At 60.5% G+C, this 13,843-nt stretch carries 11 protein-coding genes; 5 read left to right on the top strand and 6 right to left on the bottom strand.

Annotated elements, in window-relative coordinates:
- From ACKVY0_RS27710 to ACKVY0_RS27720, 3 genes are all read right to left on the bottom strand, one after another.
- Positions 1-1,369, bottom strand: a 1,369-nt coding sequence (locus ACKVY0_RS27710; RefSeq protein WP_409218121.1) for a glycoside hydrolase family 32 protein, incomplete at its 3' end; no start/stop codon positions are given.
- Positions 1,366-2,265, bottom strand: a complete 900-nt coding sequence (locus tag ACKVY0_RS27715) for a carbohydrate kinase family protein (RefSeq protein WP_409218122.1) — start codon at positions 2,263-2,265, stop codon at positions 1,366-1,368. The genes ACKVY0_RS27710 and ACKVY0_RS27715, both read right to left, overlap by 4 nt.
- Positions 2,262-3,587, bottom strand: a complete 1,326-nt coding sequence (locus ACKVY0_RS27720) for a sugar porter family MFS transporter (RefSeq protein ID WP_409218123.1) — start codon at positions 3,585-3,587, stop codon at positions 2,262-2,264. The genes ACKVY0_RS27715 and ACKVY0_RS27720 overlap by 4 nt, the downstream gene beginning before the upstream one ends.
- A 108-nt stretch (positions 3,588-3,695) precedes the next feature.
- On the opposite strand from ACKVY0_RS27720, the gene ACKVY0_RS27725 reads away from it, so the two are divergent.
- Positions 3,696-4,808 carry a substrate-binding domain-containing protein gene (locus ACKVY0_RS27725; RefSeq protein WP_409218124.1) on the top strand — a complete coding sequence of 371 codons (1,113 nt, stop codon included), beginning with the start codon at positions 3,696-3,698 and terminating at the stop codon, positions 4,806-4,808.
- A gap of 216 nt (positions 4,809-5,024) precedes the next feature.
- On the opposite strand, the gene ACKVY0_RS27730 is transcribed toward ACKVY0_RS27725, so the two are convergent.
- From ACKVY0_RS27730 to ACKVY0_RS27740, 3 genes are read right to left on the bottom strand one after another with little or no spacing between them, the layout of a single operon-like run.
- Entirely contained in the window at positions 5,025-6,431 is a 1,407-nt protein-coding gene (locus ACKVY0_RS27730) for a sulfatase-like hydrolase/transferase (RefSeq protein ID WP_409218125.1), read from the bottom strand.
- A 48-nt stretch (positions 6,432-6,479) separates the two neighbouring features.
- Complete coding sequence (locus ACKVY0_RS27735; RefSeq protein ID WP_409218126.1) at positions 6,480-7,985, bottom strand: LamG-like jellyroll fold domain-containing protein; 1,506 nt, start codon at positions 7,983-7,985, stop codon at positions 6,480-6,482.
- Entirely contained in the window at positions 7,978-8,511 is a 534-nt protein-coding gene (locus tag ACKVY0_RS27740) for an RNA polymerase sigma factor (RefSeq protein ID WP_409218127.1), read from the bottom strand. The genes ACKVY0_RS27735 and ACKVY0_RS27740 overlap by 8 nt, the downstream gene beginning before the upstream one ends.
- 123 nt (positions 8,512-8,634) lie before the next feature.
- On the opposite strand from ACKVY0_RS27740, the gene ACKVY0_RS27745 reads away from it, so the two are divergent.
- The 4 genes from ACKVY0_RS27745 to ACKVY0_RS27760 all read left to right on the top strand — a co-directional run bounded on the left by ACKVY0_RS27745 (position 8,635) and on the right by ACKVY0_RS27760 (position 13,789).
- A complete protein-coding gene (locus ACKVY0_RS27745) occupies positions 8,635-11,091 on the top strand; it encodes a c-type cytochrome domain-containing protein (RefSeq protein WP_409218128.1) in 2,457 nt (818 codons plus the stop codon).
- A gap of 66 nt (positions 11,092-11,157) precedes the next feature.
- Positions 11,158-12,018 carry an SGNH/GDSL hydrolase family protein gene (locus ACKVY0_RS27750; protein WP_409218129.1) on the top strand — a complete coding sequence of 287 codons (861 nt, stop codon included), beginning with the start codon at positions 11,158-11,160 and terminating at the stop codon, positions 12,016-12,018.
- Between the two features lie 14 nt (positions 12,019-12,032).
- Positions 12,033-13,646, top strand: a complete 1,614-nt coding sequence (locus tag ACKVY0_RS27755) for a hypothetical protein (protein WP_409218130.1) — start codon at positions 12,033-12,035, stop codon at positions 13,644-13,646.
- Complete coding sequence (locus tag ACKVY0_RS27760; protein ID WP_409218131.1) at positions 13,643-13,789, top strand: hypothetical protein; 147 nt, start codon at positions 13,643-13,645, stop codon at positions 13,787-13,789. The genes ACKVY0_RS27755 and ACKVY0_RS27760 overlap by 4 nt, the downstream gene beginning before the upstream one ends.
- The last annotated feature ends 54 nt before the right edge of the window (positions 13,790-13,843 follow it).

Genomic DNA, 13,843 nt, shown 5'->3' on the forward strand with positions numbered 1-13,843 from the left:
ACAGGCGCAAGCCGTCGTCGGCGGTGCGCAGGGTCAGCTCCAGCGGGAGCGTGAAGCCGGAGGCAAAGGGCACGTTGTCTCCGAAGCCCTGGCGCACCCAGATCATCATGATGGCGCGGCCATCGGGCGCGTTGCTGAAGCATTGTGCGGCCTTCATGCCGCCGAAGATGCTGTGGCGATATTCCTTCACATCGGGCGTGAACTTTTTGCCATCGAAGGTGCCGACTTGATACTTCGGCGAGGCGTCCATGAGCACCCACTTTTTGTTCTTCGGGTCGCCATCCACGGGCAACTCGACAAACTCGGGGCATTCGTGGAAGTCCTGCCTCTCCACGGGCTGGCGGTCTTCCGGGAAGAGCTTCTCGGTCATGGATTGGAACTCCCACTTCTTCAAATCGCTGCTCGTGTAGAACGCCATGTGGCCGGAGATGGCATCGGGATTCAGGCCCATGCGATAGGTGACGATGACCCAGCGCCTCGTCGGCTCATGCCAGAACAGCTTCGGGTCGCGTCCGTAACTGCCGAGCCATTTCGAGCCCTCGGGCTTGGGATGCACGATGATGGGATTGATGTCGCGCATGACCGTGTAGCGGAAGCCGCCGTCGGTGGAATACGCGAGGCTCTCGCCGCTCGGGCTGTCGGTGAAAGCCGCGATGAGGGTCTTCTGCTGGCCGACCTGTTTGCCGAGCGTGTTGTTGTGGTCCACCACCGCGCCGCCGGAGAAGCAATTCGCATCCGCCATGCCAGGATAGCGATTCACGTCCTTCGCGCCACCGGAGCGCAAGGTGCGCGGAGCCTCGCGCCAATGCACCAAATCCTCGCTCACCCCGTGGCCCCAATACCAGCCGCCGAAGCCCGTCCCCACCGGATTGCACTGCCACGAGAGATGCCAAAGCCCGTCGGAATAGACCATGCCGTTCGGGTCATTGTTCCAGCCCTGAATCTGGCTGAAGTGAAACTGCGGACGCCCGCCTTCCTTGTAGATCGGCTGCGTGTGCCGCATCGTGTCGCTGCTCTCCATCCAGCCCAAAATCTCCGCGCCGCGAAGCACCGCCGACCCGCGGGTGATGCATAGGATCGCGTCCTTGCCCTTGAATTCCTTCATGTCGAGAAACGCCCAGAACTTCGCATCCTCCACCTTGCGTGGGAAGATCCCGTTGACTCGGTGAACTAGCATCCCGTCCACGATCACCTCCAGCAAGCCCGAGTCCGCCGTCTCCTCGCCCTTCTTCAAGGCCGCACGATCTGAAGTTGGCAGGATCAAGAGATCGCCCGTGAGCTTCAGCGAGCGCTGAGGGGGCTGCGCGCTGAGGGCGGTGGAGGTGAACAATGCGAGAGCGCAGAGGAGGAAGGCGAGGTGTGTTTTCATGAGATGGAAAAAGAGGGTTCAGCTTTGATCAAGGTAGGCACGGCACCCGATTGCGCGCATACTGCCGAGGCTGTTTCGCAAGCTTTGCGAAGGATGTCCTGATGCGCATCACCTCGCAGCAAACCGAGCACGAAAGCCGCCGTGAATGAGTCGCCCGCGCCGACGGTATCGACGACCGTGGTCGGAATGCCGGGCTGGTCGATTGCGCCCAGGGCGGAGACCAGGAGTGCGCCATCCGCACCACGCGTCATCACAACGCAATCGTGCCCATTTTGCTCACGTAAAGTCTGCAACGTGTCCTCCTGCTTCACAGTCATCGCGATGCCATAAGCAGCGGCAACTTCGGGCAGTTCATCGTCACTCAGTTTCAGCACGCTCGCCAACGCAATGGACTCGCGGATCAGCACTGCGTCATAGAACGGCAAGCGCAAATTCACATCCAGCACACGCAGGATGCCGCGTGCCTTCGCAACGCTCAGCGCTCGTCGGATTGTTGCGCATGATACTTCGCCGCGCTGCCCGAGAGTGCCAAAGTAGATCGCATCGGTCTCCGCGATGCGTATTTCAAGTTCAGTCGTCCATTCCAAACGATCCCAAGCCGATCCCGCATGAATCTCAAAGCTTGGTTTGCCCGCCGCATCCACGCTCACGCCGACGCTGCCCGTTGGCGCATCCGCGTTGCGTTGAACTAACGACGTATCCATCCCGAAGCCCTTCAAAATCGCGATAGCTTCATCGCCACGCGCGTCATTGCCCACCGCACTCAGCATGGACACCTCACCGCCAAGGATCGCCGCATGGCAGGCGAAGTTCGCCGGAGCGCCGCCGAAGCGAGCGCCATCAGGAAACAGGTCCCACAGCACTTCACCGCAGGAGAGGATGCGCGGCTTGCTCATGATATGCCGAGATCCCGCTGGATTTCCTCCAGACTGCGGCCCTTCGTCTCCGGCACCATGAGCTTCACCCAGACAAGTTGCAGCACCATCATGAAGCAGAAGAACAAGAATACATAACCAGCGGGGAAGGCGGTCACTATCTTTGGGAAGAAAGTCGTGAGCAGCGCGGCGAAAATCCAGTGCGTGAAGCTGCCGAGCGACTGGCCTTTCGCGCGGAACTTATCAGGGAAGAGTTCCGAGATAAGCACCCAGATGACCGCGCCCTGACCAATCGCGTGCGCGGCGATGAAGGCGAAGATGCACGCGGGCACGATGGCGAAGTGCTCGGTGAAGAAGGCCCACGCGCAAAGCCCCAGCGAGGCGATATAGCCGAACGAACCGATGTAAAGCAACGTGCGGCGGCCCAGACGATCAATCAGCCACAGGCCGACGAAGGTAAAGATAAGGTTCGTGATGCCAATGCCGACGGATTGCAGTAGCGCGGCCTTTTGTCCGAGGCCGGTGAGTTCAAAGATACGCGGCGCGAAGTAGAGGATCGCGTTGATGCCGGAGAGCTGATTGAAGCATGCGACAAGGATCGCGATGAGAATCGGCGTCTTCATGCCGCTGCGCCAGAAGCCTTGCGCGGAGCTGGCTTTGTCGTTGGCGGTGGTCATCGCATTTGCGCTGGCTTCGAGTCCGGCAGCGGTGGCATTTGGCGTGATGAGCTTCAGCACCGCGATGCCACCCGCGCGGTCGCCTTTGCGCGAAAGCAGCCACCGCGGGCTCTCAGGAATGATGAAGCACGCGAAGGTGTAGAGCACCGATGGCACCGCCATGATGCCGAGCATCCAGCGCCATGAGTTGTCACCCATGCCCGAGAGCAGCGAGTTCGAGACAAAGGCCACGAGGATGCCGAACACAATGTTGAACTGAAACATCCCCGCCAACCGCCCGCGACTCTCAGGTGGCGAGATCTCCGATATGTAAAGTGGTGCCGCCACCGTGGACACGCCGATGGCGATTCCACCGAGGAATCGCGCGATCATGAAGCCATATATCTCATTCGCAAACGCCGACCACAGCGAGCCCACTAGGAACAACAGCCCGATGCACAGAAGCGTCTTCTTGCGTCCAAAACGATCCGTCGGCCAGCTCCCCACCAGCGACCCCAAAACCGTGCCCCACAGCGCTGCGCCCATGGCCAGACCGTGCATCGCAGGACTCAGAGCCCACAGCGCCTGGATCGTCTTCTCCGCTCCCGAGATGACCACGGTATCAAAGCCAAACAGAAATCCCGCGAGCGCGGAGACAATGGACCAAAGTAAGAGGCGAGAGTTCATGGGAAACCTCAGCTTGAAGCGAATGAGCAGTCGGCGCAAACTTCTGTCATTGCGTAGAAGACAAAGTTGTCATGACAGATTCTCTAGCTGTAAGGTCTTCATCAGCCCATGAAGAAGCCCCCACGTCACCAGCAAATCTCTAGTGAACTGCTCTCCGAGATCCTCGCGGGCAAACACGATCACTCGAATCGCCTGCCAAGTGAAGCTCAGCTCGTGAAGCGCTTCAAAGTCTCCCGACCCACGATTGCTCGTGCGTTGCTCGACTTGAAAACGAAAGGCGTGCTAGAGCGCCGCGCTGGCTCCGGCACCTACCTGCGCAAAGATCGCGATGCCAGCCTTAGCGTCCGCCAGCTTGGCCTCATCGTGCCGGGACTCGGACGCATCGAAATTTTCGACGTCATCTGCGGCGAACTCGCTAGCCTCGCGCGAGTGAATGATCTCGGCATGCACTGGGGCGGCAGCACGCGACCGAGCACGGACAAGTCCATGAGCATCGAGGAAGCAGAAGAACTCTGCGCCCGCTACATCGAGACCGGCGTCAGCGGCGTGTTCTTCGCACCCTTCGAGCACACCACCGAAAACGAAGCCGCCAACCGCCGCATCACCGAGCGCCTTAGCCACGCAGGCATCCCCGTCGTGCTGATTGACCGCGACATCAGCGACTTTCCTCAGCGCAGCAGCTTTGATCTCGTCGGCATCGACAACTTCGCTGGCGGTTACCTGCTCGCCGATCACCTCATCAAACTCGGATCCAAGCGCCTCGCCTTCGTCACGCGTCCCTTCTCTGCCACCACCGTCGATGCCCGCAAAGCCGGAGCCAGCGCTGCCATGCACAACCAAGGAATCACAGTCCCACGCGACTTCCTCCACGCTGGTGATCCCGGGGACGTAAAGTTTGTCCGCAAACTTACTGCTGGCCGCCAATACGACGCCGTCATCTGCACCAACGACCACACCGCCGCCCAACTCCTACAAACTCTCACGCGTCTCGACATTAAAGTGCCGAGCAACCTCCGAGTCGTCGGTTTCGACGACGTGCGCTTCGCCACCCTGCTCTCCGTCCCCCTCACCACGATCCAACAACCATGCCGCGACATTGCAGTCACCGCCTTTAACGCCATGCGCGAACGCATAGCGAACCCAACATTGCCTGCGCGGAGTCTTCTGCTCACCCCGCATCTCATCGTCCGCGAGAGCTGCGGGGCATATCTGGCGAGATAGTAGTGTCAAATGACGATAGAGCGGATGAAGTCGCACTTGCTCCCAGGGATGCTTTCCCGGCTGATGCCACTCTCACGAGCAGGCGGCGATAGCCTTCGTTCGTGATGTCCTCAGAAGTGCCATAAAGCGATGTGAATACGCGACCTTCCTTGCCCGAGGACGATTTTTAGCTGCGCGTCCACTTGCTGGGCAGCAGCGGCTTGGCGGCCTTGGCACCTACTTCTTGCGCTTCTTCTCACCTGCACCCTTCATTGGCGGGCTCCACTCAGCGGGCTCTGGAGTGGCGATTTTGAGCGCGGCGGTGTCACCGCTTTGCTGCATTTCTTTTTCGAGGGCGGTGGTGAGTTCGGCGACTTTGGTGGCGTGTTCGGGCTTGTCGGAGAGGTTGGTGGTTTCAAAGGGGTCGGCTTGCAAATCGAAGAGCTGGGTGCGGTCCACCTGCGGGTAGCGGATGAGTTTCCAGCGGCCGTCGGTGAAGGCGCGTTGCACGTTCCGGTAGGCGAACATCAATTGGCTGCGGGCGGGCTTTGTGGAGTCGTTGAGCGTGGCGCTGAAGTCGATGCCGTCGCTGGTTTTGGGTCCGCTGATGCCACAGAGTTTGCCGAGTGTGGGCAGCAGATCGAAGAGATAGCACATCGCCTCGGTGCGCTGGTTTTCAGAGATGCCAGGACCGGCGATGATGAGCGGCACGCGCATGGAGTGCTCATAGACGTTTTGTTTGCCAATCAGGCCATGACTGCCGCGCGCGACGCCGCTGTCGGCTGAAAAGACGATGATGGTGTTCTTTGCATGCGGTGAGGCTTCCAGCGCGGCGAGCACGCGACCGATCTGCACATCGAGAAAGGAGATGTAGCGGTAGTACTCGGCAAGGAAGCTGCGCACATTTTCTTCTGTGCGCGGCCAGGGCAAGAGCTGCTCGTCGCGGATGGCCATCTCGCCGTTGTTGAAGGGGTGCTGCGGCAGAAAGTTCGGCGGCAGCGGGATCTGATCGGCGGTGTAGCGAATGGGGAAATCGTCCGGCACGATGTGGGGATCGTGCGGGCCATCGAAAGGCACGTAGGCGAAGAAAGGGCCGTTCGATTGCTGCTGGATGAAGCGGATCGCTTCGTCGGCAAAGACTTCGCAGGCGTGTTTGGCGCTGGGTTTGGCCGGGGCGACCTTGCCATCCACCACGTCGCTCAATTTGGCCTCCATCGGGTTCGTCATGCCGCCGGTGAACATGGAGCGTGCGATCTGAAACACGCGCGGCAGCGAGGTGTTGCCGTTGTGCCATTTGCCGCTCGCAAAAGTGGTGTAGCCGGCCTTCGTGAAGGCTTCGGGCCACGTTTCATGGCGCATCAGCTTCTCGTCGATGTGAAACAAGTTCTGCCCCGAGAGCAGCATGGCACGTGATGGCACGCACGTGGCTCCATTCATGCCACCCTGCATGTAGGCTCGGTTAAAGGCGACACCGCGATGAGCAAGGCGGTCGAGATTCGGCGTTTTGATCACCGGATTGCCCAGCGCGGCGATGGTGTCCGCACGTTGATCATCGGCGAAGAAGAAGAGGATGTTGGGCTTGGAGGTGTCTGCGGCGTTCGCGAAGGAGGCGAGGCAGGCGAGTGTGAGGAAGAGATGCTTCATGAATCGGGAGGCGTCTAAGTCGTTGATCGAAGGACTCATTTTGCAGAATCACCTGCCAAGCGCAGAGATCTCCGCATCGCTCAGCGCACGGTCCCACAACGCGAACTCATCCATCGCGCCGCTGAGGTGGCGGATGGCGACGCCGCCTTGGTGGCGGCTATCATTCCAGTTACCCAGCTCGGCGATGCCGAGTTTGAGCGCCGACGCGTCTTGGAGCGGCAGACGGGCCAACTGATCACCATTCGCGTAGTGGCGGATTTCTTTGGTCGCAGGATCAAAGACGACGGCGAGGTGCATCCAGCGGCCGAAGCGCTCAGGCGTGAAGAAAACCGGCGTGTCGTAGTCCACATGATGAGCATTCGCTTTCCCGGCCACACCGAGGCGGATGCGGCCATCGCGAGTGATCTGCCAGTGGACTTTGCGGTCACCCCAGCCCTCGGACATGAAGATGGAGTTCAAGGAGCGATCAAGGCCATTCACGCGCAACCATACGCCCATCGTGAGCGCTTTCGTTTCGCCTGCAATGCCGAGGCGCACGCGGTCGCTGACGTTGCGAAACTCCAGCGCACGCTTTTCCTGCCAGCGGCCAGCGGTCCATGAAGCACCGACGATGCTGCCATCCTCACCTTGCGCGGCATGATTGCGCAGCGAGCGAGCGGTTTCGTCGTCCTGGAAGTCGAAATGGAGCTTCAAACTCGGATCGGCGTTCAGCTTGGCACTTTGTGCCTGCCAGCGCTCGAACTGAGAGCGGTCTGACAAGGCGGTGCGGGCGTTGATTTCGTTCAGCGAGGCAAAGCTCGACGCATTCGCGGCGAGGAGCTGCGATTCGTCCGCGAAGGCCATCGCCTGGCCTTCTTTGAGCGATGTCATCGACTCGGCGGCCTGGTGCAGCTCGACCTCGCCTTTGAAGACGTGGACTTCAGACTTCGCATCATTCACATCCAGGCCGAACTCGGTGCCGAGATCGACGATGCTGCCTTTGGGTGTGTTGATGCGGAAGCCTTTGGCCTGCGGCGGCACGTTGGCGCTGAGTTTGCCGCGGGTGCAGGTCGCCTCGCCACTGGAGACGAGCTGCAGCTCGGCGGGGCCTTCGATCAAGATGCGGGCACCTTGATAAAACTCGATCTGGGCGATGCCCGACTTCAGTTTGAGCAAGCCAGGCGAAAGCGGCGTGCCGGGCGTGATGGCGGCGGATTCCCATTCGAGATTCACGCCGCGTGTGAGCACCGCGACGGAGGCACTGGTTTCTTCCACATCCGATTTCAGCCACGGCAGCACGATCCAAGTGCCTAGCAGCGTGATGCAGGCCGCCAGCGCCGCCACACTGGTGACCGTAGCGTAAGTGAAGCGACGTTTCGGCAGCAAGGCAGGCCGGATGATGTTGTTCGCGGCCAACGGCTTCGTGGCGCGCAGCATCGCGTCCATCTCGAAGTGCTGAAGCAGCCGCACGCCCAGTTCTGGCTGCGCTTTGAGCAAGTCATGCAACTGCGCCGCCTCGGCATCACTGAGCGTGCCTTCGAGGTAGTGTTGAATCAAGGTGTCAGAATCAAGCATGCGCGGATCCTCCTTGCCGCATGGATTGCTGGATGCACTCGCGCAGCTTCTCGCGCACACGAGAAAGCGCCCGGCACACCGTGTCCGCCTTCATATTGACCTGCTCGGCAATCTCCGGCGTACCGATGTCGTTGTAATAATAGAGTTCCACCAGCTCGCGGCTCTTCTCCGGCAACTTTTGCAGGCAGGAGCGCAGTACGCCGATCTCCTCCTCGTAACGCGGCGGCTGCTCTCGCTCCTCCGCCAGCAATCGAATATGATCCGCCAGCTTCTGCACCACCACCGGCTGCTGCCGCGTGCGCTCCCGCCAGAGCCGCATCGCGATGTGGCGCGTCATCGTGGCCAACAGCGGCCTCGCGTCGTTACTGAGATCCCATTTCGACTCCTTCGCCATGAACTCCAAAAAAACCTGCTGCGCGATGTCCTCCATCAATCCCGGCCATGGTGCATACTTCAGCGCCACGCCCTTCACGAAGTCGTGATGGGCGAGGAAAACCTGGGCGGCGTGGGTTTCGGCAGTGTTCATGCGTTGCCATTAACCCAAGCGAGAAAGAAAAACCGGACAAAAATTCCTCCCAAAAAACAAGAAGCCGGGCCTTTGACCACACCGTATGCGCAATTGGCACCTTTGACTGCGTACTTTGCCATCATGCTCCGCCGCAGCCTTACATTCGCCATTCTGCATTCGTCATTCGTCATTGCCGCAAATCCTGCGCCCATCGACTACGACCAGCAGGTTCGTCCTTTCCTCAAAGACAACTGCATCGCCTGTCACAACAAGACCACGACCAAGGGCGGCCTCAACATGGAGACACCGGAACTCATGGCGAAAGGCGGCGAGACTGACAAGGGCATCGTCCCCGGCAAAGGCGCGGACAGCATCATGTTTCAGGCTGCCGCACACACCTGGGATTCTGAAATGCCGCCGAAGGGCAATAAAGTCGGCGCGGTGAACCTCACCACCGAGCAACTCGCGCTGTTCAAAGCCTGGATCGATCAAGGCGCGAAGGGTTCGGCCAAACAAGAAGTCATCATCGCCTGGCAGCCGCTACCGCCCGGCCTGCAGTCGATCTACGCCGTCGCCGTCACCCCGCAGGGCGACTTCGCCGCTGCAGCACGGGCGAATCAGATCAGCCTTTACCATCTGCCCACGCAAAGCCTCGTCACCAAGCTCACCGACGAGACCTTGCTCAAGTCCGGCCTCTACAAACAACCCGGCGTCGCGCATCGCGATGTCGTGCAATCCCTCGCCTTCAGCCCCGATGGCACCCGCCTCGCCACCGGCAGCTTCCGTGAAGTGAAGCTGTGGAAACGCAACACAGCAGCACCAGCGTTCGCCCCTTCCACCAAGTTCACCGCCACGCAGGAGGCCGACAACAGCATCAAGCTCACTGAAACCGCCGGTGCCAAGCTCATCGCTCTCATCAAATCAGATCTGGTCACCGAGCAGACGCTCGCGCAGCGCAGCCTCGGTGCCGTGCGGGCCACGCTTGAAGTCACCTATCAAAACGAAGCCATCAAGAAAGCCGACACCGATGCCACCGAGCAGACCAACCGCTTGAAGAAAGCCAACGAACTCGCTGATCTCGCGAAAAAAGCCCTCGAAGAAAAAAAGAAGGACATCAAGCCCAAGGAAGACGCCAAAATCGCCGCCGAGAAGGCGGCGAAGGAAATCGGTGCTCAATTCGCCATGGCATCCTCAGGCAAGCCGGATGAGGCGTTGGCCAAAAAACACACCGAAGCTCAAGCCCAGGCTGCCAAGGCCGCCAGCGACCTCAAACTCGCGCAGGAAGCCCTCACCCGCGCCGAGACCGCCATCACCACCGTCACCAACGAAATCAAACTCGCCGCTAGCGACGCAAAAAAGGCCGCCGATTTAACCGCGATCGTTGAACTCGCGAAGCTGGCGCTCGAAGACAAAAAAAAGGCCGTCAAACCCAAGGCAGACGCCAAAGCCGCCGCTGACAAAGTCGCGAAGGAGATCGCCGATCAAGTCGCCAAGGTATCGACCGGCAAGCCTGACGAAGCCTTGGTCAAAAAGAACACCGATGCGCAAGCGCTGGCCACCAAGGCCGCCAGTGACTTCAAGCTCGCTCAAGAGGCCCTCACACGCGCTGAGTCCGCCATCACCGACACTGCCAACGAGATCAAACTCGTCACTGAAAACGAGAAGAAGGCCAAACAGAACGTCGTCGATGCCAAGGCACGTCTCGAAGTCGTGAAGAAGGAACTCGAGAAGGCGACTGCGGAGCGCGACCTCATTGCCAAAACACTCACCACCGGCCTCAAAAAGGCCAAGGCACTCCAGTTCTCCGCCAACGGCCTCGAACTCGTCGCCACCTTCGATGCCGGCCCACCGCTCGCGTGGAGCACCGTGAACGGCAAACCTATCGCGCCCGGCAGCAGCACGGCCACCTGGGTGCTGGAACGCAGCTTCGGCACCGGCGACGGCAAATCACTCATCACCGACCGCGCCAACAGCATCGCCTTCAGTCCCGATGGCAAAACACTCGCCATCGGCAGCGGCGAACCGTCCCGCAGCGGCGACATCACCTTGTGGGATGTTGCCACCGGCACGCTCACCACCACTTATGCCGAGCGCCATCTCGACAGCATCTTCGCGCTCGACTTCACCCCCGATGGCAAGCTCCTTGCCTCCGGCGGAGCCGACAAAGCCGTGCGCATCACCGATTTGAGCACCGGCAAAGTCGTGAAGGTCTTTGAAGGCCACACGCATCACGTTCTCGGCGTTTCGTGGCGTGCCGATGGCCGCCTGCTGGCCAGCGCCGGTGCGGACAACGTCGTCAAAATCTGGGATTGGACCACCGGCGACCGCCGCAAGAGCGTCGATGGCTGGGACAAGGAAGTCACCGGCATCCGCTACCTCGGTGCCGCTGATCAGATCGCCACCAGCGCCGGTGACACCAAGCTCCGCCTCATCACCAGCGACGGCGGTCAAGTGAAGCAACTGGCCGGCTCCACCGCCTTCCTCCAAGCCCTCGCCACCAATCAAGCCGGCGATCTCATCCTCGGCGGCGACCAGGACGGCACCGTGCGCGCCTGGGATGTCGTTTCCGCGAAGGAAATCGCCGTCTTCAAGCCATGACGTGCTGGTTGATCTTTTCGAGTGCGAGAAAGGATGGATGCGGCGGCTCGTTTGCTTGGACCCACCATGAACAGCCTCACACTTCGACTTCTTCCTGTCCTCGCCGCCACACTCCTCGCTCCCACTTTTGCCACCGCTGAAATCGCCGTGAAGAGCGGCGAGAAGATCGCCTTCCTCGGTGATTCGATCACGGCGGGAGGCTGGGGCAGCCCGGCGGGCTATGTGCGGCTCGTGATCGCGGGGTTGGAGGCAAATGGGATCAAAGCCGAGCCTGTTCCTGCCGGGATCAGCGGTCACAAGTCGGATCAAATGCTCGCACGGCTCGACAAAGACGTGCTGAGCAAAAAACCGCAGTGGATGACGCTGAGCTGCGGCGTGAACGATGTGTGGCACGGGCCGCGCGGCGTGCCCCTGGATGAGGCGATGGCGAAGAGCGGCACCTACGATGACAAAGTCGCCGCGCGTGGCACTTACCAGAAGAACATCACCGCGATCATCGACCAGGCGACGGCTGCAGGCGTGAAGCCGGTGTTGCTGACAGCGACGGTGATTCAGGAAAACCTCAGCAGCAAAGAGAACGGCTTGCTCGCGCCCTACAACGACTTCCTCCGCAAGCTCGCCAAAGAGAAAAATGTCCCAATGGCCGATCTGTTTGCGATGTTTGAGGAGCGCATCAAGGCGGAGAACAAACCGAACGTCAAAGTGCTCACCAGCGACGGCGTACACATGAACGCCGAGGGCAACAAGCTCATGGCCATCGGCGTGCTGCAAGCCTTGGGCCTCAATGCCGCCGAACTCGACAAAGCCAAGGCCTCCTGGCCAGCGCTCGAAGCCTTGGCCGTAGAAGCCGCAAAAAAACAGGCCGAAGCCAGAGCCAAAGCGGCTGCTGAAAAAGCCAAGGGAACTCCCGAACCGAAAAAGAAGTAAGCGGGGCCATTCGCATGATGATTCGGCGCCTCTGCCTCTTTTCGGCCCTTCTTGCTTCATGCTGCCCGCTTACCGCCGCCGATGACATCACCTGGCTCGTGAACTACGACGCCAAATCGCTGCCTGCCGCTCTGTGGAACGCCAACGGCACTCCCAACGCCAAAATCGAAGCCGACGGCCTGCGCTTGATCGACGACTCGAAAGAGTTCGCGAACTATCGCGCCGCATGGAAGGCGGGTGCGGATGACGAGATCATTGTCGAGGCCACGGTGAAGGTCGCCAGCGTCACCGGCTCGCAGCCGAAGAAGACCGCGTCGTCGCTTTGGCCGTGGCGTGATGGTGCGCCGGTGTCCGTGCTGGTGAGCAATGGCAAGCATCAGGAAGGTCTCGTGCTGTTTGCAAACCAAGCAGCGAGTCACACGGACCGCTTCATCCCGATGGACACGACGAACCGCGCGCACACCTACCGGCTCGTCATTCGCGGCAAGGATATGAGCATGTGGGTCGATGGTGAGCGCAAAGTCGAGGGCCAGGGCGCGTTCTGGAAGCCTGCGGAATCATCTGAGCCGTTCATTCAGTTCGGATCGAGCGCGAAGACGGCCACGGGCGAGGCGATCTGGCAGTCCGTGAAGCTCGGCGTGCGCAAAGCCGCCAGCGCAGCCGGTTCAGACCCGATCAAGCTCACTGTCAGTGAGCCGTGGGAGATCAAGCGCGACGACATCCGCCAGACACGGCCCTATCTCTATGACATGGGCAAGGGCTTGCTCCTCATGAGTGTCGCTCAAGGGCCGGACGCCTTCTACGAGCCCTACGGCCTGCTCAAATCGACCGACGCGGGCAAAACATGGTCGCCGATCCCTGGCCTCGACAAACTCGACACCACGCCGCTGCCGTGTTTGCGGCGGCCCGATGGCAGCATCCTCGCTGTGTCGCGTTGGACACGCACGCAGCCGGATGGATCGGTCATCGGCAAGACGGTGCATCTCAACGCCGACGCGACCAGCTTCACCATGATCGACAACAAGATCGTCTTGCCGAAGGAATACACGAACGAGTCCAAGAGCGATCAAATCATCTGCGAGCGCCACATCTGGAACGACGCCGACGGCGGCGCGACGATGGTCGTGTGGAGCCGTAAAGGCGTAAAGCTGCCCGATGGTCGCAACAACACCGTCCGCATGTCCCACCTCATACGCAGCACGGATGCAGGCAAAACGTGGAATTTTTTCTCCACCATCGGCCCCGGCGGCGAATCCGCCGTCGTGCGCCTCAGCGCCACCGAGCAAACCGCCGTCATCCGTGGCGACCGCGACTCCTGCATGAAGCAAATGTTCTCCCACGACGCCGGCAAGACGTGGAGCACGCCCATCAAGCTCGAAGTCGGCAAAGTCCTCCCTGACCTCGTGCAGATGAGCAACGGCATCTTGGCATGCAGCTATGGCCGCCCCGCGAGTTGCCTCATGTTCAGCCTCGACGGCGGTAAAACCTGGCCCTCCCACCACGTCATCTCCGACAAAGTCGGCTTCAATTACACCAGCATCCGCGAGATCAGTCCAGGGCGCCTGCTTTACATCCATGATGCGCCGAAGATGAATGCGGTGACCGTGGATGTGGAAGTGATCCCATGAAACCCCTGCTCCTACTCCTCTCGCTCGCCACCACCGCTTTTGCTGATCTCACACCCAGCGAGAGTGAACTGATGAAGCAACTCGGCCCGGACACACCGAGGTGCTTGGCGAGTGGCTGGATAGCTTGGGGCGGCAGCCCTTAAAATTAGACTAGCGAATCCGAATCCAGAGCTTCGGCAATCCCCACACGTCATCCG

It is taken from the genome of Prosthecobacter sp. (assembly GCF_046154365.1).
In the GTDB taxonomy this organism is placed as follows: domain Bacteria; phylum Verrucomicrobiota; class Verrucomicrobiia; order Verrucomicrobiales; family Verrucomicrobiaceae; genus Prosthecobacter.